We start from the raw sequence: 18,307 nt of genomic DNA, 5'->3' as shown, positions 1-18,307 counted from the left end.
CCGCCCCGGGGGGCCTCGCCCGTCGGCCGCGGGCTGCCGGCGGGCTGCGAAACGGCGTTGACCGGCGACGTCCTGCCGGGTCAAGGTGCGATCGGCGCGGTTCCCGATCCGCGCCGGGAAGGGTGAAGCACCTTGATCGGCATCTCGGACATCGAAGCCGCCGCGGGGCGGATCGCCGGACACGTCGTACGGACCCCCACGGTGGCGAGCCCCGGCCTCACCGAACTGCTCGGCGTCCCGGTCACCGCCAAGCTCGAACTGCTCCAGCGCACCGGCTCGTTCAAGGCCCGCGGGGCCACGGCGAAGCTGCTGTCGCTGAGCGAGGCCGAGCGGGCGGCGGGTGTGGTCGCGGTGAGCGGCGGCAACCACGGGATCGCGCTCGCGGTGATGGCGGCGGCCCTCGACGTGAAGGCGACCGTGGTGATGCCGCGTACCGCGCCGGCACGGTCCCTGGCACTCGCCGGGGACGCCGGGGCGTCGGTACGGCTGACCGACGGCATGGACAGCGCGTTCCGCCTGGTGACGCAGTTGCGGGACGAGGGACTGACGCTGGTCCACCCGTTCGACGACCCGGTCGTCATCGCCGGACAGGGCACCGTGGGGCTGGAGTTGGCCGAGGACGCGGACGAGCTGACGGACGTCGTCGTGAGCATCGGCGGCGGCGGGCTGATCGCCGGGGTCGCCGCGGCCCTGCGCGCCCGGCGGCCCGGGGTGCGGGTCTGGGGCGTGGAGACCGAGGGCGCCGAGGCGATGTCCGCGGCGCTGAAGGCGGGCGGCCCGGTGCCGGTGCCGCTGTCGTCGCTGGTGACCACGCTCAGCGCGCCCTCGGTGTCCCGGCTGACGTACGAGCACGTGTCGGCGCTCGTCGAGGAGGTGCTGGTGGTGCCGGACCGGGATGCGGTGCAGGGCTGTCTGGAACTGGCCGAGCGCGCCAAGGTGTGGGCGGAGCCCGCCGCGGGCTGTCTGCTGCCGGCCGCCCGGCAGGTGGCGGCGCGGGCCGGTGACGGCGCCCGGATCGGACTCGTGGTGTGCGGGGGCAACACGGCACCCGCCGAACTCACCGGGTGGGCCCGGCGCTTCTCCCTCCTGTGAGCCCCCGGCCGCACCGGCGCGTCGGCCGCACCGGCGAATTACCCTCGGTAACAGACAGGTCGAACAGGCGACCGGTGCGACCATCCCTAACTCGCAAGCCCTTTCGAGGGGCGGATTGAAAGGCCTTTCCGGTCCCCTGGTCGAGAATTCTTTGAACGCACCCGGGCGCGCCCCCCGTACCTCTGGGAAACACGAGGCAGGGGTGTCAGCGAGGGATGACCATGGCCAGGACGCACGTCTCCGCACACGAATTGGTCGCCGGGAGGTACCGGCTGCTGGAGGTCTTCGCCCGCGAGACGAACCGCCTGTGGTGGTACGCCGAGGACGTGACCGCCGAACAGCCACGCCTGGTCGCCCAGACGGCCCTGCCGGAGCCGGCCGCCGCGGACACCGCGCGCCGTGTCACGGCCCGCGTCGTCCGCACCTCGGAGACCATGCGGCTGCTGTGCCCGGGCCGGGTCGCCGCGGTCGTGGACGCCGTGGTCGAGTCGGGCACCCTGTGGACGGTCACCGAGTGGATCGACGGCACGCCGCTCGGCGAACTCCTGGCCCGCGAGGGCTCCTTCAACCCGGTCCGGGCGGCCCGGCTCGGCCTGGAACTGCTCGACGTGCTGCAGGCCGCGCACGACGAGGGCATCACCCACGGCGAACTGAGCCCCGGCCAGGTCTTCGTCCGCGAGGACGGACCGGTCGTCGTCACCGGGTTCGGGCTGGCGGGCGCGACACTGGTCCCACGTCTCACGGCACCGTCCTACGCCTCGCCGGAGCAGGCCCGTGACGAACGCATCGGCCCGGCCGCCGACCTGTGGGCGCTGGGCGCGCTGCTCTACACCATGGTCGAGGGCCGGCCGCCGTTCCGGGACCGCGGCCGGCCCGACGCCACCCTGAGGGCCGTGGACCGGCTGCCGCTGCGCACCCCCCTGCGCGCGGGCCCGCTCGGTCAGGCCGTACAGGGGCTGCTGCGCAAGAACGGGCGGGAGCGGCTGACCCGGCCGGTGGTCCGCGAGGCCCTGACCCGGGCACTGAGCGAGGACGCCGACGCGGACCGGCAGCCGGCGCCCGAGCCCCGGCTGCGCGGCGCGTACCGGGGTGTGCGCCACGCCGGACACGGGCCGAGCGGGCGCGTCCTGGCCGCCGGCACCGCGGTGGCCGTGATCGCCGTCGCCGCCGCCGTGCTGGCCGGGACCGGCGCGCTGCCGGGCACCGGCACGGCCGCGGCACCGCCCCGGGCCGGCGTCCCCGCCGCCCCGTCCGGCCGGCACACCGACGGCGGACCCACACCCACACGCACGCCCACACCCACACCCACGGCTACGGCCGCCCCGACCGCTCCGGCCTCCCCCTCCCTGCCGGCCGGCTACCGCCCGTACACGGCTCCCGAGGGTTTCGCGGTGGCACTGCCCGACGGCTGGAAGCGGCTGGCCACCTCCCGGGTCACCGACCTCGCCTACCGGGTCACCTTCGGCCGGGACGACGACTCCCCCACCCTCGCCGTCACCTACAGCGAGCGCGTCGGGCCCGACCCGGTCGCCGTCTGGCGGGACGACGTCGAGCCCGGTCTGGCGCAGCTGCCCGGCTACCGCCGCCTCGGCAGCATCCGGGCCACCACCTACCAGGGCCGCGCGGCGGCCGACCTGGAGTGGCTCGCCGGGTCCGGGGACGAGCGGGTGCACACCTTCGGGCGGGGCTTCCTGCTGGGCGGCCGGCAGGGCTTCTCGCTGCGCTTCACCACCCCGGCCGGGACCTGGGACGACGCGGCCAACCGGCAGGCACTGAAGACGTTCCTGCAGACGTTCCGTGCGCCGCGGAACTGACCGGAGCCCTGGTCGGACGTTCCGTGCACCGCGGGATCCCGCCCGTTTTCCCGCCGCAGGGCCGGGGACTCGCAGTTTATGGTGCAAATCGGATACACGATGATGACGGAGCAGACCGGCCCCCGTGACCTGGTGGACCACCTGGTGCGGGCGGAGGAGGCCGGATTCGACTTCTCGGTGATCTCCGACCACTACTTTCCGTGGCTGCGCTCCCAGGGGCACTCCTCGTACGCGTGGAGCGTGCTGGGCGCGGCCGCCCAGGCCACCTCGCGGATCCCGCTGATGACCTACGTCACCTGCCCGATCCTGCGCTACCACCCGGCGATCGTGGCACAGAAGGCGGCGACGGTGCAGTTGCTGTCCGAGGGCAGGTTCCGGCTCGGCCTGGGCGCCGGAGAGAACCTCAACGAGCACGTGGTGGGCGGCGGCTGGCCTCCGGTGGACGTGCGCCACGAGATGCTGGAAGAGGCGGTGCAGATCATCCGGGCCCTGTTCGAGGGCGGCCATGTCACCCACCACGGACAGCACTACGACGTGGAGTCGGCCCGTCTGTGGGACCTGCCTCAGACGGCACCGCCGATCGGCATCGCCGTCTCCGGCGAACAGTCCTGCAAGCTCGCCGGTCATCTCGCGGACCTGGTCATCGCGACCGAGCCGAAGGCCGGGCTGCTGGAGGCCTTCGACCGGCACGGCGGCAGCGGCAAGCCCCGGGTCGGCCAGCTGCCGGTGTGCTACGACCACGACCGGGACACGGCGATCAAGCGCGCCCACTCCCAGTTCCGCTGGTTCGGGCTGGGCTGGAAGGTGAACGCCGAACTGCCGCACCCCGACTCCTTCGAGGCCGCGACCCAGTTCGTGACCGAGGACGACGTCGCGTCCGCCATCCCGTGCGGCGACGACCCGGATGCCTTCGTGGAGGCCGTACGGCCCTATGCCGAGGCCGGGTTCGGGGAGATCGCCCTGGTCCAGATCGGTGGCGATGCGCAGCCGGAGTACCTGGACTGGTCGGCGAAGACCCTGCTGCCGGCACTGCGGGAGGCGTTCGGCTGAGGCCGTGCCGCCCTGCGCGGGGCCCGTGAAGACGGTGACGGCGGGAATCAGTCGCACGGGTGAGCATTCCGTGCGCTGCCGGGGTACTAGAGGGCTCTACACCGTTCGTCCCCGGAGGCCCCCGCGTGAACTCGTTCGTGCACAAGACCCTGGTGGTGGAGCTGCTCGCTCCGGGCACCGGCCGGTGCCCGGTGCTGGCGCACCTCGGCTACGACGCCGACGACCCGTTCGCCGTCACCGCCGTCTTCGCCCACGACGGCCGCGTGCTGGCCTGCTGGCGGCTGGACCGGGAGATGCTCTCGGACGGCCTGGTGGGTCCGGTCGGTGCCGGTGACGTACGGCTGCGGCCGTCCACCACCGGCCTCTGGCAGGAGCTGCGCCTGGAGTTCTTCGGGGACGTACGGCCGGACGGCGGCAGGCACCACGCAGTGGTGTTCGCGTGGGCTGACGCGGTCGCCGCGTTCCTGCGCGAGACCCACCGGATCGTTCCGCCGGGTGCGGAACGGGTCCCGGTGGACGCCCTGCTCGAGGAGATCCTCTCCACGGGCTGAGTAGCCGTACTCATGCCGCGGCCGTGGCCCGCCGCCACGATGGGGGCACTTCGACGTCCTGAGTCAAGGAGCCCCGCCGTGACCGCAGTCCACCCCACCCTGCTCCCGGCCCCGCGCCGCGTGCCGCCCGCCCTGTTCGCCGTGGTGGCGGCCGTCGGGCTGGCCGTGTCGGCATGGGGGGTGCACGACCGCACCACCTGGTTCCTGGAGACCGTGTGGGCGCTGGCCGGTCTGCCCCTCGTGGTGCTGCTGTGGCGGCGCTTCCCGCTGACGGGGCTGCTGTGCGGGCTGCTCACCGTGCACGCGCTGGTCCTCGCGGTCGGCGGACACTACACCTATGCGCAGGTCCCGCTGGGCGACTGGGTGCGCGACACCTTCGGCCTGGACCGCAATCCGTACGACCGCTTCGGGCATCTGATGCAGGGCTTCGTCCCGGCCGTGCTGGTCCGCGAACTGCTCAGCCGTACCTCGCCGTTGCGCGGCAGCCGCTGGCTGGCGCCGCTCACGGTGTGCGCGTGCCTGGCCTTCAGCGCCTGCTTCGAGCTGCTGGAGTGGCTGGCGGCCGAGATCGGCGGGCACGGCGCGGACGCGTTCCTGGCCACCCAGGGCGATGTGTGGGACACCCAGTGGGACATGTTCTGCGCGCTGATCGGCGCCGTGCTGTCGGTGCTGCTGCTCAGCCGGGTGCACGACCGCCAGTTGCGGTCCCTGCCGGGCCGTCCGTCGCCCTCCGGGACGGAGTGACACGGCCGCTCAGTCGCGGCCGGCCTTCGGCTCGCACATCCGGCGGGCGGCCTCGACGACCGCCGAGCGGTGCGCGGCCAGCCGCTCGGCCGGCCAGGACCGGCCTGCCTCTCCCGGATCGGAGCCCTCGGCGGCCCAGAACCACGCCTGGGCCGCCGCGAGGACCATGCTGAGCAGATCGTCGGGTTCCATCTCCCCGGTGAGCCCGCCGTTTCGCTGCGCCTCGGCCACCGCGGCGATCTTGCGCCGGAGCGCCTCGCCCTCCCCTCCGGTGGCGGAGGGGCGCTCCAGCAGTTTCCACAGCCGCAGCCGCATGAGATCCGGCCGGGCGACCAGGTGATCGAAGATCCGCCCGGCGTATCCGGGCAGGTCGTCGACGTCGAAGGGCACGGACTCCGCCCCTTCGGTCATGGCCCGCCGCAGCACCTCGTCGAACAACTGCTCCTTGTTGCCGAAGTAGACGTAGATCAGCCGCTTGTTCGCCCCCGCCGCTTCGGCGATCCGGTCGACCCGGGCGCCGGCGATGCCGTAGGCGGCGAATTCCGTGAAGGCGGCGTCGAGCAGCCGGGCCTTGGTGGCGCTGGAGTCCCGTGACATGCCGGCCACCCTACCAAGTAACTATCTGGTTATTGACGTCCTCGGCGGGCACGGTCTACGGTGGGTATCTATCCAGTTAGTTATGACAGGAGCACCACTATGGAACACCGCGCACTCGGCAGTCAGGGCCTGACCGTCGGCGAGCAGGGCCTCGGCTGCATGGGGATGAGCGCCTTCTACGGAGCCACCGACGAGACCGAGTCACTGGCCACCATCGACCGGGCGCTGGAGCTGGGCGTCACCCTGCTGGACACCGCGGAGAGCTACGGCCCCTTCGCCAACGAGCGGCTCGTCGGCAAGGCACTGGCCGGGCGCCGGGAGGCCGCCGTGCTCGCCACCAAGACTGGCGTCGAGATCACCGATGACGGCCGGGCGGTCGGGCTGAACGGCCGGCCCGAGTACGTCCGCCGGGCCCTCGACCGCTCGCTGCGGCACCTGGGCACCGACCACGTCGACCTGTACTACCTGCACCGCATCGACCCCGCGGTGCCGGTCGAGGAGACCGTCGGTGCCCTGGCCCAACTTGTCACCGAGGGCAAGATCCGCCACATCGGCGTGTGCGAGGCGTCCGCCCGGACCATCCGCCGGGCCCACGCCGTCCACCCGCTGACCGCGGTCCAGACCGAGTACTCGCTGTTCGAGCGGGGCATCGAGCACAACGGGGTGCGCGACACCCTGAAGGAGCTGGGCATCGGGCTGGTGGCGTACTCGCCGCTGGGCCGCGGCTTCCTGTCCGGTGCGATCACCAGCCCCGACGACTTCGCCGCGGACGACTGGCGCCGGACCGACCCGCGCTTCCAGGGCCAGAACTTCGACCGCAACCTCGACGTCGTCCGCGAGGTCCGGCGCATCGCCTCCGGCAAGGGCGTCACCCCCTCGCAGCTGGCACTCGCCTGGGTCCGGCACCAGGGCGCGATCGCCATCCCGGGCACCAAGCGCCGCCGTTACCTCGAGGAGAACATCGGCGCGACCGGGACGACCCTGACCGACGCCGACATCGCCGCGATCGAAGCGGTCGCCCCGCACGGCGTGGTCACCGGCGACCGCTACACGCCCGAGCTGATGGGCACGCTCGACGGCTGAGAAGCGGACTGCGGACGCCCTGGACCAACGACGACGCGGCGCGCCTGTGGGCGGTCCCGGAGACCTTCGTCGCTGAGCGGAACGCCCCGCCGTGGGCCGGGCTAGTCTTCCGGGCGGGCGGTGTGCCTGTGGCGGGACCACAGCGGCAGGCCGTACCAGCACACGAGGTACCAGGCGACGACGGCCGCCACCAGGTACGGCACATAGCCGTCGTGCGTGGCCACCCGGAGGATCAGCAGCAGGGACGACGTCATCGTGGCGAGCAGCAGGATCAGGCCGATGAACGTCATCCGGGACGCCAGCCGTACCGCCTGCGGTTTGACCCGCCGGCCGGCGACCAGGCGGTGCAGGGACACCGGTCCGATGAGGGCGCCGGTCGCGCAGGCGCCGAGGACGACGGTCACGATGTAGATCGTCTGGTCGACGGTCGCCAGGCCGGCGTACTTGGGCTGGAAGACGACGGTCAGCAGGAAGCCGAAGAGGATCTGCACTCCCGTCTGGGCCACCCGCACCTCTTGGATGAGTTCGCCCCACATCCGGTCGGCCCGCTCCTCCTCGGTCTCGTCGCGCCCCCTGCGGCGTCCTGCGTCCGTCATGCGGTTGCATGTAACCCCGCGGCCGTCACTTCAAACGGTCCGCGTATCCGCGGCTACCAGCGGTGCTCGACCCGGTCCTTGATGCGGCGGTCGTACAGCTCCCGGATCGCGGTGAACGTCTCGGCCGGCAGCGGGGGCAGCTTGGCCGCGGCGGCGTTGGCGCGGGCCTGCTCCGGGTTGCGGGCGCCGGGGATCACCGTGGTCACGCCGTCCTGCTCGGTGATCCAGCGCAGCGCCAGCTGGGCGGGCGTGTACCCCTCGGGAGCGAGCGCGGCGAACTCGGCGGCGGCCTCGACGCCGACGGCGTAGTCGACGCCGGAGAAGGTCTCGCCCTGGTCGAAGGCCTCGCCGTGCCGGTTGTACGTGCGGTGGTCGTCGTCCGCGAACACCGTGTCCTTGGTGTACTTGCCGGACAGCAGCCCGGAGGCGAGCGGTACGCGCGCGATGACGCCGACGCCGGCCTCGCGCGCGGCGGGCAGCACCTCGTACAGGGGTTTCATGCGGAACGGGTTGAGGATGATCTGCACGCTCGCCACGTTCGGCCGGGCGATCGCGGTCAGCGCCTGCGCGCAGGTCTCCACGCTCACCCCGTACGCGGCGACGCGTTCCTCCTCGACCAGGGTGTCCAGGGCGTCGAACACCTCGTCGGAGGAGTAGACCGGGGTGGGCGGGCAGTGCAGCTGCACGAGGTCGATGCGGTCGACGCCGAGGTTGCGGCGCGAGCGGTCGTTCCAGGCGCGGAAGTTGTCCAGGACGTAGTTCTCGGGGATCTGTTCGACCCGGCGTCCCATCTTGGTGGCCACCAGCACGTGCAGATCGGGACGACCCCCCAGGAAGGCGGCGATGGTCTGTTCGCTGCGCCCGTCGCCGTACACGTCGGCCGTGTCGAAGAAGGTGACCCCCGATTCGGCCGCCGTCTCCAGGACGGCCAGGGCCTCCTTGTCGTCCACGTCGCCCCAGTCGGCGCCCAGCTGCCAGGTGCCGAGGCCGACCACCGACGCCCACTGGCCCGACCTGCCCATCACGCGTTCGTCCATGGCGTCAGTGTGTCATCCGGTACGACGTACCGCGGGCGGGCCGCTCCGGCGGGAAAGTGCGCGTCTTTCACCCGGACAGGTGAGGGGGCGTCGCCGGAAGGACGTCCGCCCGGCGGTGCCGCCTAGCGTGATCACGTGATCGATCGTTCAGTCGGCAACTTCCCTCCCGCGGAGGCCGTTTCGGGCCGGTTCGGCCGCCGCGCCCTGCTCCGCTCCGCCGCCGCGCTGGCCGCCGTGCCGGTGCTCCTCGAGGCCGACCCGGCGGCGGCCGCGGCCGAACTCCCGGGCTTTCCCGGCGAGGTGGCGCTCTACCGGTCCGCCTACCGCAACTGGGTGGGCGAGATCACCGCCGACGGCCTGTGGGCCTGTGCCCCGGCCGGCCCCCGGCAGGTGCTCGCCGTCGTGGACTGGGCCTGGCGCAACGGCCGGCGGGTCCGCGCCCGGGGGTGCTCGCACGGCTGGTCGCCGCTCACGGTCACCGCAGGGACGACCGCCTCCGCCGACGTCCTGCTGGTCGACACCACGGCCCACCTGACCGGGCTCGCCCTGGAGTCCGGCACGGCCGTCCGGGCCGGCGCCGGCGTCACCCTGGAGCGCCTGCTCACCTTCCTGGAGGGACACGGGCTGGGGCTCACGGCGGCACCCGCGCCCGGCGACCTGAGCCTGGGCGGGGCCCTGGCGATCGACGCGCACGGCACCGCCGTACCGGCCGACGGCGAACGCCCGCCGCCCGGCAGCACCTACGGCTCGCTCAGCAACCGGGTGCTGGAGCTGACGGCGGTGGTGTGGGACGCCGGCCGCGGGGCCTATGTGCTGCGCACGTTCCGCCGTGACGAGCCGGACTGTGCCGCACTGCTCACCCATCTCGGCCGCGCCTTCGTCACCGAGGTGGTCCTGCGGGCCGGCCCGGACAGCAGCCTGCGCTGCGTCAGCCGTACGGACGTACCGGCCCGGGAACTGTTCGCGGCCCCCGGCTCCGGCGGGCGCACCCTGGAGTCCTTCCTGCGGCGTTCGGGCCGGCTGGAGGCGATCTGGTTCGCGTTCACCGAGTTCCCGTGGCTGAAGGAGTGGAGCCTCGCCCCGGTCCGGCCGCCAGGCTCCCGGCACGTCACCTCCCCGTACAACTACCCCTTCTCGGACAGCATCCCCGAGCCCGTCGCCGGCCTGGTGGGACGGCTCGTCTCCGGCGCCGCCTGGTACCTGGCGCCGCTGGTCGGTGCGGCCCAGCTGGAGGCGGCCTCGCTGGGGCTGGCCGCCACGGGGTCGGCCGACCTGTGGGGGCCGTCGAAGAACACGCTGCTGTACCTGCGCCCGACCACCCTGCGGGTCACGGCCAACGGGTACGCCGTGCTCACCTCCCGGGCCGGGGTGCAGCGCGTGGTGCACGAGTTCACCCGGTACTACCGGGAACGCCTCGCCGCGTACGCGGCTCGCGGCCGCTTCCCGGTCAACGGCTCGGTGGAGATCCGTGTGACCGGCCTCGACGATCCCGCCGACACCGGTGTACCGGGCGCCGAGGCCCCGCTGCTGTCCGCGCTCCGGCCGCACCCGGCCCACCCGGAGTGGGACACCGCGGTCTGGCTGGACGTGCTGACCCTGCCGGGCACGCCGTACGCCGAGGCGTTCCTGAGCGAGCTGGAGGACTTCCTGCTCGGCAGCCACGACGGCGGGCACTCCCTCGCGCGCGTGGAGTGGTCCAAGGGCTGGGCGTACACCGGCGACGCGGCCTGGAGCGACGCACGGGTGCTCGGCACGTCCGTACCCGGGTCCTTCGGGGCGCCGGTCTGGTCCCGGGCGGTCACGTCGCTGGACCGGCTGGACCCGCACCGGGTCTTCACGAACGGGTTCCTGGACCGGCTGCTGCGCTGACGTCCCGCGGCCCGGTGCTCCGGGCCTCGCGGCGATTCAGCGCCCGGGCGTCAACTGCGCCTGTACGGCCGCTCCGTAGCGGTCGGCGACGGCTTCGGTGTCGGTGTCGCGCAGGTGCGGGCCGCGGGCGATGCCGTACATCACGCCGAGGCCGACGAGGGCGGCGACGGCGAGTTCGGCGCGCAGGCCCGCGTCGGGGCCGGTGAGCCGAGCGGCGAGGCGTTCGGTCACCTGGGCGCGGAAGTTGGCGCGCAGAATGTCGCCGTGGTCACCGTGCAGCGGGGCGAAGGCGATGCGCAGCAGCGGGTCGGCGCCGCGCTCCCGCTGGCTGGACAGGACGTGCCGGACCATGTGCCGTCCGAGGTCGTCCAGCGGGGCGTCGAGAAGGGTGTCGGCGTCGGTGTCGAAGGACATCACACGGGCGAACAGGGTGTCCTTGTTGCCGAAGTACTTGAGGATCAACGGCGGGCTGACGCCGGCCCGGTCGGCGACGTCCTTGAGGGTGATGTCGGCGTGCGCGTGCCGGGCCAGGAGGTGGCGGGCCGCCTTGAGGATGTCGGCCTTGGTGGCCTCGGCGTCCCGGCGTGCGGGGGCGGCCGGCCGGCCGGGGGGCGTGGTCATGGTCCTCATGCTCCCTCCATCGCCTCGTCCCGGGTGCCCCGGGTGGTCCCCCGGGCGCACCGGGTGCCGCCGGCGGGGCCGTCGCCGGGGATGGCCAGGGCCGCCGCGCAGGCCGCGAGGGCGATGGCGCCCGCCATGGCGAAGGCGAGCTGGTATCCGTGCAGGGTGGGCACGGGGACGCCGCCGAGGGGACTGCTGTGGTGGACGAGGACAGCGGCGACGGCCGCGCTGGAGACGGCCTGGCCGATGGTGCGCATGAGGACGTTGACGCCGTTGGCGGAGGCGGTCTGGGCGGCCGGTACGGCCCGCAGGATCAGGGTCGGCAGGGCGGAGTAGGCGAGTGTGGTGCCGGTGGCCACCACGGTGGCACCCAGGATGATCATCCACAGGTCGCGGCTGTCGGCGATGCGCAGCGCGTAGCCGCAGGCGATGACGGCGGCGCCCAGCGCGAGGGTGATCCGCGGGCCGCGTGTGGCGGAGATGCGGGCGGACACCGGGGAGAACAGCAGCATGGTGACGCCGCCGGGCAGCAGGCAGAGTCCGGTGGCGACGATGGACAGGCCGAGGCCGTAGCCGGTGGCCCTGGGGGCCTGTACCAGCTGGGCGGTCACGAGCGAGTTGGCGTAGAAGGCGAAGCCGGTCAGCAGGGCCGCCACATGGGACAGGCCCACCCGGGGGCGGGTGACCAGCCGCAGGTCGACCAGCGGCGTCGCGGTGCGCAGCTGCTGCCACCACCACAGGGCGAGCACGGCGGCGGCCCCGAGGAACAGCCCGAGGACCCGCGCGCTCCCCCAGCCCCAGGTCCCGCCCTGCGAGACGCCCAGCAGCAGGCAGACCAGGCCGGCGGCGAGGCCGAGCGCGCCGAGGACGTCGAACCGGCCGGGTTCCCGCACCGGTGACTCCCGCACCGCCCACCAGGTCGCCGCGACGCCCAGTGCACCCAGGGCGCTGGTCAGCCAGAACATGGTGTGCCAGTCGGCGTACTGCACGACCAGCGCGGCGAGCGGCAGGCCGAGGGCGGCGCCGATGCCGACGGTGGAACTCATCAGGGCGACCGCCGAACCCCGGCGCTCGGGCGGGAGTTCGTCGCGCAGGATGCTGATGGAGAGCGGGACGACGGAGGCGGCGGCGCCCTGCAGCGCACGGGCGGCGATGAGCACGCCGATGTCGGAGGAGAGCGCGCACAGGACCGAGCCGACGGTCATGAGGGCGAGCGCGGCGGTGAGCACCCGGCGCTTGCCGTACATGTCGCCGGCCCGGCCGAGCACCGGGGTGAGGACGGCGCCGGCGAGCAGGGTCGCGGTGACCGTCCAGGAGACGGTGGCGGCCGACGCTCCGGTGACCCGGGGCAGGTCGGGCAGCAGGGGGACGACCACGGTCTGCATGACCGCCATGAGGATGCCGCCCGAGGCCAGCACCGGGATGGTGAGCCGGTCGCGCAGTCGGGGCGCCGGTGTGCCGGTGCCGGGCGACGGGACTGTGGGGGCGGGCTGGTCCATCGGCGCTCCTGAGCGGCACGGATTCGCGGTGAATGACAATTCACCCTATCGAGTGAATGGCCATTCACCAACTTCTCCGGGCCGGACGGGCGTCCGGCGGCTCGGGCCAGGTTCTGTTCCAGGGCCGTCACGCAGTGGTGGATGGAGTGGTCCCGGACGCCGTCGGACGTGGGGGCGAGAGGTCCGCGGTCAGCCTCTCGGCCCGGTGCTGCCAGGGGGAGGAGCCGGCTAGTGGCGGCGGGCGTGCAGGGCGCGGGCCGCACGGGGGCCGAGCCAGCGCTTGAACCTGCGCAGTGCTTCCAGCTGTCCGGCGGCCTTGTCCAGGCCGTAGTAGAGCTGTGGCGGGACGTACGGCAGCAGCGGCGAGTGGCGCTGGCCGAGCAGGGCGAACATCCGGTGCGGGGGAAGGTGGATGTAGCGGGGCAGGTTCTCGTACCACTGGGCGCTGTAGCGGGCCGCGCTCTGCACGGACAGCAGCTCGGTGCGGCGGGTGCGCCCGTAGGCGGCGAGCGCCTCCGGCAGGCGGGGGTGTTCGCGGAGGGCGCCGGCCAGGCACATGGCGTCCTCCAGGGCGAGGGTGGTGCCGGCGCCGACGGAGTAGTGGGTGGTGTGGGCCGCGTCGCCGACCAGGACCAGGTTGCCGTGGTGCCAGTTGCGGTTGGTGAGGGTGCGGAAGTTCAGCCAGGCGGCACCGGGACGGGCGATGAGGGGGTGGCCGTCGAGCACGTCGGCGAAGAGTTTCTCCAGCAGGGCGAGCCCTTCGCCCTCGTCGGCCCGGTCCAGTCCGAGACCGGTGAAGGTCTCCGGCGAGCACTCGACGACGCAGGTGCTGTGGTCGCCGCTGTAGCCGTAGCCGTAGGCCCAGATCCAGCCGTGCGCGGTCTCGGTGAAGGCGAACGTGAAGGCGTCGAAGACCCGGGTGGTGCCGAGCCAGATGTAGTGGTTGCGGCCTTCGGTGGTCCGGCTGCCGAACCGGTCGGCGTGCTGGGTGCGCAGGGCGCTGTGCACGCCGTCGGCCGCGACGACGAGGTCCGCGTCCGCGGGCGGCCGGGTCAGCTCGCTCTCGAACTCCAGGCGGACGCCGAGGGCGCGGGCCCGGTCGGCGAGCAGGTCGAGCAGCCGGTGCCGGCCGATCCCGAAGCCCTCGTCACCGCGATGCCGGGCCGTCAGGCCGCCCACGTGAGCGACGCCGTCGCTCCAGCGGACGGAGTGGGCCTCGATCGCCCGCGCCGAGTCGGGGTCGTTCTCCCGGAGCCTGTCGAGCAGCCCGTGCCAGTACGTCACGCCCCACCCGTAGGTCGAGCCCTCGGGGTTGCGCTCGTGGACGGTGACGTCGTGGGACGGGTCCTGCCGCTTGAGCAGGATGGAGAGGTACAGGCCCGCGGGCCCGCCCCCGACACAGACGACCTTCACGTGCACACCCCTGACAGTCACTCGACGTGCTCGGACGGGTCCGGAGAGTAGCAGGGCGGAGGGTCGAACGATCGCGTCAGTCTGCGACGGTGAGCCGCGCCACTCGGACGGGGGCAGCCCGGGAAGGATCACCGGGAAGCGGGTCCGCACGGCAAGGAATTCCCCGTTCCGCTATGCACGGACGAGCGGCCGAAGCAAGATCATCTTAGTTCAAGCCTGTACGACATGTGACTAATTGTCCGGATCGAAGCCAACCGGTCCCAGGTGATTTCTTCCGTACCGGAACGGCCCGATAAGCATGCGTCGTCCCCACTCGACCACTCTTCAGGAGGACCCGCATGCCCGACCTCACCCGGCGCCGCGCGCTCACCGCGGCAGCCGCCGTCGCCGCGACGGCCTCGGCCGCCACGCTGGCCGCGCACGCCGCGTCGGCCGCCGACCACCACCAGCCCGGCTCACCCGGTTCCTTCGACGAGGTCTACAAGGGCCGCCGGATACAGGGCCGTCCGGCGAGCGGAGGCGGACACCACCACGAACACGGCGGCGGCTACGCGGTGTTCGTCGACGGCGTGCAACTGCACCTGATGCAGAACGCGGACGGCACCTGGATCAGCGTCGTCAGCCACTACGACCCGGTGGCCGACCCGCGCGCCGCCGCCCGTGCCGCGGTGGACGAGCTGCAGGGCGCACCGCTGCTGCCGTTCCCCGCCAACTGACCGCCACCGCAAGGACTTCCGGAGCCCCCCGCACCATGACCGTACGCAAGAACCAGGCCGCCCTGACCGCCACCGAGAAGAAGCGGTTCACCGACGCCGTCATAGAACTCAAGCGCAGCGGACGCTACGACGAGTTCGTCCGCACCCACAACGAGTTCATCATGTCCGACACCGACGGCGGTGAGCGAACGGGCCACCGTTCCCCGTCCTTCCTTCCCTGGCACCGCAGATTCCTGCTCGACTTCGAACAGGCGCTGCAGGCGGTGGACTCCTCGGTGGCGCTGCCCTACTGGGACTGGAGCACCGACCGCACCGTCCGGGCCTCGCTGTGGGCGCCGGACTTCCTCGGCGGCACCGGGCGCAGCAGCGACGGCCGGGTGATGGACGGCCCCTTCGCCGCGTCCACTGGCAACTGGCCGGTCGAGGTACGCGTCGACGCCCGTACCTTCCTGCGCCGTTCGCTCGGCACCGGCGTGCGCGAGCTGCCCACGCGGGCCGAGGTGGAGTCGGTGCTGTCGATCGCGACGTACGACATGCCGCCCTACAACAGTTCCTCGGACGGCTTCCGCAACCACCTGGAGGGCTGGCGCGGGGTCAACCTGCACAACCGCGTCCATGTCTGGGTCGGCGGCCAGATGGCCACCGGGGTCTCCCCCAACGACCCGGTGTTCTGGCTGCACCACGCCTACGTCGACAAGCTGTGGGCGGAGTGGCAGCGGCGGCACCCGGGCGCCGCGTACGTGCCCGCGGGCGGCACGCCGAACGTGGTGGATCTCGGCGACACCATGAAGCCGTGGAACACCGTGCGTCCGGCGGACCTGCTGGACCACAGCAAGCACTACACGTTCGACACCTGATCAGGCCTCGGCGGTACGGCACTCCGGGTGGCCCCAGCCCTGCGCGTTCTTGGCGATCTTCTCGCCGGCCGCGTAGGACCGGCCGCACAGGCAGCGGCCGGGGAACTTCGCGCTGATGGTGCGGGAGGACGCCGCCCCGCCGGTGCGGCGGGGCGCCTTCTTGCGCGGGGCACCGGCGGCCGGGGTGCCGGACGACGGCGGCGGTTCCGGCGAGCCGAGCGCGCTGCCGGCCGGCTCCTGGACGGATGCCGCCTGGCTGGCCGCCTGGTCGGCGAAGTCGTTCAGCGGATCGCCGTCGACCTGGTGGGCCGGGACGTAGCGGAACTCGACGGACCGGCCGTCGAGCAGCTCGTCGATGCGGACCACCAGGTCCTGGTTGGCCACCGGCTTGCCCGCGGCCGTCCTCCAGCCGTTGCGCTTCCAGCCGGGCAGCCAGGTGGTGACGGCCTTCATCGCGTACTGGGAGTCCATCCGGACCTCCAGCGGCACGTCCGGGTCGACGGCCGTGAGCAGCCGCTCCAGGGCCGTCAGCTCGGCGACGTTGTTGGTGGCCCGGCCGAGCGGGCCCGCCTCCCAGCGGGCCGGGCTCCGCTCGTCGTCCGAGACCACCCATGCCCATCCGGCCGGCCCGGGGTTCCCCTTCGAAGCCCCGTCGCACGCGGCCACCACTCGTTCACGCATGCGCTCGATCATGCCATGGCCGGGCGGGGCACCGGTCCGGGCCGTTCAGACGTCGTTGATCTTCGGCATCTCGCCCTCGGTGGTCGTGATGTCGATCACCGAGAAGTTCGCGCCCTGCGGATCACTGAGCGCCGCGAACCGGCCGAAGGGGCTGCTCATGGGGCCGAAGCGGAGGATGCCGCCCAGCTCGGTGGCGCGGGCGACGGCCGCGTCGCAGTCGCCCACGGTGAAGTAGACGTTGACGTACGACGGCACCTCGGGCGGGAAGTCGTCGGTCATCCGCATCCGGCCGAGCACGGTGTCCTCACCGACGTCGAACATCCGGAAGTCCACCGCGTCGTCCTCGATCTCCTTCATCCGGTACGGGAACACGGCGGAGAGGAAGGCGTCGGTCTGCTCCGCGTCACGGGTGAAGACCTCGGCCCAGCAGTAGGCGCCCGGCGTGCCGGTCGCCTCGAAGCCCTCGTGGGTGCCGGCCTGCCACACGCCGAAGACCGCTCCGCTGGGCTCCCGGGCCAGGCACATCGTGCCGAATTCGCCGACCTGCATCGGCTCCATCAGCACCTCGCCGCCGTTCTCCCGGATCTTGTCCGCGGTGGCCGCGGCGTCCGGCGACGCGAAGTACAGGCACCACTGCGACTGGCCCTCCTGGCCGGGCATGGGCGGTACCACGGCCGCCACGACCTTGCCGTCCACGTAGGCCTGCGTGTAGTGGCCGTACTCCGGCGACGACTCGCCGAACGTCCAGCCGAGAACGTCGCCGTAGAACCGCTTCGCTCCCTCGATGTCGCTGAACATCGCATCGGCCCAACAGGGCGTTCCCTCGGGTTGCACGGCCATGATCAGGACCCTCCTGGATTCTCCCGGGCGCACGGTGCCCCACACGCGCCGCGTCCCGCATTTCACGCTAGCCACCCCGCCGTCGGCCCGCGCGCCGAACGGGTGACCCGCCGGACACTGGAGGAGGCGGCCTCTGTCTCGGAAGGGCGGACGCGATGACGGCGGCGACGATGCACGCGTGGTCGGTGGTGCGGCCCGGGCCGGCCGAGGGGGACCCGCTGCGGCTCGTGGAGCGACCGGTGCCGGTGCCCGGCACGGACGAGCTGCTGGTGCGGGTGCGGGCCTGCGGCGTGTGCCGGACGGACCTGCACGTCACGGAGGGGGATCTCCCGGTGCACCGGGCCAGGGTGGTGCCCGGGCACGAGGTCGTGGGCGTCGTCGTGGGGGCCGGACCCGCGGCGCGGGACTTCGCCGAGGGCGACCGGGTGGGCGTGGCATGGCTGCGCCGCACCGACGGGACCTGCGCCCACTGCACCCGGGGCGCCGAGAACCTGTGCCCCCGCTCGCAGTACACCGGCTGGGACGCCGACGGCGGCTACGCGGAGTACACCACCGTGCCGGCCGCCTTCGCCTACCGGCTGCCCGGCGCCCTGCCCGACGTGCCGGCCGCGCCCCTGCTGTGCGCCGGGATCATCGGTCTGCGGGCGCTGCGGCGCACAGGCCTGCGGCCGGGCGGCCGGCTCGGGCTCTACGGCTTCGGGGGCAGCGCCCATCTGTGTGCCCAGGTGGCGCTCGCCGAGGGAGCCACCGTGCACGTGCTGACCCGGGACCCGGCCGCCCGGCGCCTGGCCCGGGAGCTGGGGGCCGCGTCCGCGCGGGACGCGACCGGCCCGCCGCCGGAACCGCTGGACGCGGCGATCCTGTTCGCCCCCGCCGGCGACCTGGTCCCGGTCGCGCTGCGCGCCCTGGACCGGGGCGGGGTGCTGGCGATCGCCGGCATCCACCTGAGCGACATACCGCCGCTGCGCTACGAACGCGAGCTGTTCTACGAGCGCGAGCTGCGCAGTGTCACCGCCAACACCCGGGCCGACGGGCGCGAGTTCCTGGCGCTGGCCGAACGGCACGGCGTGCGGGCGACGACCCACGCCTACCCGCTGTCCGAGGCCCCGCGTGCCCTGCGGGACCTGAAGGCCGACCGCTTCGACGGGGCCGCCGTACTGGTGAACGACCTTTCCCCGGGCCGGCCCTCCTGACACCCGGGCACGAGAGCGGGAAGACGGCGCATGATCGTGCAACGCGCCCTTTTC

Annotated in this window: 18 protein-coding genes; 10 read left to right on the top strand and 8 right to left on the bottom strand. The window is 73.1% G+C overall.

Annotation, left to right across the window (positions count from 1 at the left end):
- Positions 1-132 precede the first annotated feature (132 nt).
- The 5 genes from JK359_RS22300 (at position 133) to JK359_RS22280 (ending at position 5,251) form a co-directional block, all read left to right on the top strand.
- A complete protein-coding gene (locus tag JK359_RS22300; RefSeq protein ID WP_201838342.1) occupies positions 133-1,092 on the top strand; it encodes a threonine/serine dehydratase family protein in 960 nt (319 codons plus the stop codon).
- 215 nt (positions 1,093-1,307) lie between these two features.
- Positions 1,308-2,906 (top strand): serine/threonine-protein kinase, encoded by a 1,599-nt coding sequence (locus tag JK359_RS22295; RefSeq protein ID WP_201838340.1) that lies wholly within the window; start codon positions 1,308-1,310, stop codon positions 2,904-2,906.
- A 78-nt stretch (positions 2,907-2,984) separates the two neighbouring features.
- Positions 2,985-3,956, top strand: a complete 972-nt coding sequence (locus JK359_RS22290; RefSeq protein WP_201838332.1) for an LLM class F420-dependent oxidoreductase — start codon at positions 2,985-2,987, stop codon at positions 3,954-3,956.
- 125 nt (positions 3,957-4,081) lie between these two features.
- On the top strand, positions 4,082-4,507 hold the full coding sequence (locus tag JK359_RS22285; protein WP_201838330.1) for an SsgA family sporulation/cell division regulator: 426 nt from the start codon (positions 4,082-4,084) through the stop codon (positions 4,505-4,507).
- Positions 4,508-4,546: 39 nt separating this feature from the next.
- Positions 4,547-5,251, top strand: a complete 705-nt coding sequence (locus tag JK359_RS22280; RefSeq protein WP_236678266.1) for a DUF2238 domain-containing protein — start codon at positions 4,547-4,549, stop codon at positions 5,249-5,251.
- A 9-nt stretch (positions 5,252-5,260) separates the two neighbouring features.
- Here the strand turns inward: JK359_RS22280 and JK359_RS22275 are convergent, their stop codons facing one another.
- Positions 5,261-5,848, bottom strand: coding sequence for a TetR/AcrR family transcriptional regulator (locus JK359_RS22275; protein ID WP_201838328.1), 588 nt, complete (start codon positions 5,846-5,848; stop codon positions 5,261-5,263).
- A gap of 99 nt (positions 5,849-5,947) precedes the next feature.
- Between JK359_RS22275 and JK359_RS22270 the strand changes: the two genes are divergently transcribed.
- Positions 5,948-6,931, top strand: a complete 984-nt coding sequence (locus JK359_RS22270; RefSeq protein ID WP_201838325.1) for an aldo/keto reductase — start codon at positions 5,948-5,950, stop codon at positions 6,929-6,931.
- Positions 6,932-7,032: 101 nt separating this feature from the next.
- Here JK359_RS22270 and JK359_RS22265 read toward each other — a convergent pair whose 3' ends face one another.
- On the bottom strand, positions 7,033-7,527 hold the full coding sequence (locus JK359_RS22265; protein ID WP_201838323.1) for a DUF6328 family protein: 495 nt from the start codon (positions 7,525-7,527) through the stop codon (positions 7,033-7,035).
- 53 nt (positions 7,528-7,580) lie between these two features.
- A complete protein-coding gene (locus JK359_RS22260) occupies positions 7,581-8,564 on the bottom strand; it encodes an aldo/keto reductase (protein WP_201838321.1) in 984 nt (327 codons plus the stop codon).
- A gap of 135 nt (positions 8,565-8,699) precedes the next feature.
- On the opposite strand from JK359_RS22260, the gene JK359_RS22255 reads away from it, so the two are divergent.
- Complete coding sequence (locus tag JK359_RS22255) at positions 8,700-10,433, top strand: cholesterol oxidase substrate-binding domain-containing protein (RefSeq protein ID WP_201838319.1); 1,734 nt, start codon at positions 8,700-8,702, stop codon at positions 10,431-10,433.
- Positions 10,434-10,469: 36 nt separating this feature from the next.
- On the opposite strand, the gene JK359_RS22250 is transcribed toward JK359_RS22255, so the two are convergent.
- The 3 genes from JK359_RS22250 to JK359_RS22240 all read right to left on the bottom strand — a co-directional run bounded on the left by JK359_RS22250 (position 10,470) and on the right by JK359_RS22240 (position 13,972).
- Positions 10,470-11,063 carry a TetR/AcrR family transcriptional regulator gene (locus JK359_RS22250; RefSeq protein WP_201838311.1) on the bottom strand — a complete coding sequence of 198 codons (594 nt, stop codon included), beginning with the start codon at positions 11,061-11,063 and terminating at the stop codon, positions 10,470-10,472.
- Positions 11,060-12,553 (bottom strand): MFS transporter, encoded by a 1,494-nt coding sequence (locus tag JK359_RS22245; protein ID WP_201838309.1) that lies wholly within the window; start codon positions 12,551-12,553, stop codon positions 11,060-11,062. Before JK359_RS22245 ends, JK359_RS22250 begins: the two co-directional genes overlap by 4 nt.
- A 228-nt stretch (positions 12,554-12,781) precedes the next feature.
- The gene (locus JK359_RS22240; protein WP_201838307.1) at positions 12,782-13,972 is read right to left on the bottom strand and encodes an FAD-dependent monooxygenase; all 1,191 of its coding nucleotides are present in this window, start codon (positions 13,970-13,972) and stop codon (positions 12,782-12,784) included.
- A gap of 332 nt (positions 13,973-14,304) precedes the next feature.
- On the opposite strand from JK359_RS22240, the gene melC1 reads away from it, so the two are divergent.
- Both melC1 and melC2 read left to right on the top strand, forming a co-directional pair.
- Positions 14,305-14,682, top strand: coding sequence for an apotyrosinase chaperone MelC1 (gene melC1 / locus JK359_RS22235; RefSeq protein WP_201838305.1), 378 nt, complete (start codon positions 14,305-14,307; stop codon positions 14,680-14,682).
- A 35-nt stretch (positions 14,683-14,717) separates the two neighbouring features.
- Positions 14,718-15,539, top strand: a complete 822-nt coding sequence (gene melC2 / locus JK359_RS22230) for a tyrosinase MelC2 (protein WP_201838304.1) — start codon at positions 14,718-14,720, stop codon at positions 15,537-15,539.
- Here melC2 and JK359_RS22225 read toward each other — a convergent pair whose 3' ends face one another.
- Both JK359_RS22225 and JK359_RS22220 read right to left on the bottom strand, forming a co-directional pair.
- Positions 15,540-16,232 carry a ribonuclease H family protein gene (locus JK359_RS22225; RefSeq protein ID WP_201838302.1) on the bottom strand — a complete coding sequence of 231 codons (693 nt, stop codon included), beginning with the start codon at positions 16,230-16,232 and terminating at the stop codon, positions 15,540-15,542.
- A 33-nt stretch (positions 16,233-16,265) separates the two neighbouring features.
- Positions 16,266-17,060, bottom strand: a complete 795-nt coding sequence (locus tag JK359_RS22220) for a VOC family protein (RefSeq protein WP_201838300.1) — start codon at positions 17,058-17,060, stop codon at positions 16,266-16,268.
- A 170-nt stretch (positions 17,061-17,230) separates the two neighbouring features.
- Here JK359_RS22220 and JK359_RS22215 point away from each other — a divergent pair, with 170 nt between their 5' ends.
- Positions 17,231-18,253 (top strand): zinc-binding alcohol dehydrogenase family protein, encoded by a 1,023-nt coding sequence (locus JK359_RS22215; protein WP_201838470.1) that lies wholly within the window; start codon positions 17,231-17,233, stop codon positions 18,251-18,253.
- Positions 18,254-18,307 lie beyond the last annotated feature (54 nt).

This window comes from Streptomyces actinomycinicus (assembly GCF_016741775.1).
GTDB lineage: Bacteria > Actinomycetota > Actinomycetes > Streptomycetales > Streptomycetaceae > Streptomyces > Streptomyces actinomycinicus.
Note: the sequence above shows the minus strand (reverse complement) of the source record. Positions and strands in the feature narration are given on the sequence as shown.

Coding starts and splice junctions, on each gene's coding strand:
- JK359_RS22295 (WP_201838340.1), top strand. CDS start 1,308: ATGACCATGGCCAGGACGCACGTCTCCGCACACGAATTGGTCGCCGGG.
- JK359_RS22290 (WP_201838332.1), top strand. CDS start 2,985: ATGGTGCAAATCGGATACACGATGATGACGGAGCAGACCGGCCCCCGT.
- JK359_RS22280 (WP_236678266.1), top strand. CDS start 4,547: ATGGGGGCACTTCGACGTCCTGAGTCAAGGAGCCCCGCCGTGACCGCA.
- JK359_RS22275 (WP_201838328.1), bottom strand. CDS start 5,848: ATGTCACGGGACTCCAGCGCCACCAAGGCCCGGCTGCTCGACGCCGCC.
- JK359_RS22270 (WP_201838325.1), top strand. CDS start 5,948: ATGGAACACCGCGCACTCGGCAGTCAGGGCCTGACCGTCGGCGAGCAG.
- JK359_RS22265 (WP_201838323.1), bottom strand. CDS start 7,527: ATGACGGACGCAGGACGCCGCAGGGGGCGCGACGAGACCGAGGAGGAG.
- JK359_RS22260 (WP_201838321.1), bottom strand. CDS start 8,564: ATGGACGAACGCGTGATGGGCAGGTCGGGCCAGTGGGCGTCGGTGGTC.
- JK359_RS22250 (WP_201838311.1), bottom strand. CDS start 11,063: ATGAGGACCATGACCACGCCCCCCGGCCGGCCGGCCGCCCCCGCACGC.
- JK359_RS22245 (WP_201838309.1), bottom strand. CDS start 12,553: ATGGACCAGCCCGCCCCCACAGTCCCGTCGCCCGGCACCGGCACACCG.
- melC1 (WP_201838305.1), top strand. CDS start 14,305: ATGCCCGACCTCACCCGGCGCCGCGCGCTCACCGCGGCAGCCGCCGTC.
- melC2 (WP_201838304.1), top strand. CDS start 14,718: ATGACCGTACGCAAGAACCAGGCCGCCCTGACCGCCACCGAGAAGAAG.
- JK359_RS22225 (WP_201838302.1), bottom strand. CDS start 16,232: ATGATCGAGCGCATGCGTGAACGAGTGGTGGCCGCGTGCGACGGGGCT.
- JK359_RS22220 (WP_201838300.1), bottom strand. CDS start 17,060: ATGGCCGTGCAACCCGAGGGAACGCCCTGTTGGGCCGATGCGATGTTC.
- JK359_RS22215 (WP_201838470.1), top strand. CDS start 17,231: ATGCACGCGTGGTCGGTGGTGCGGCCCGGGCCGGCCGAGGGGGACCCG.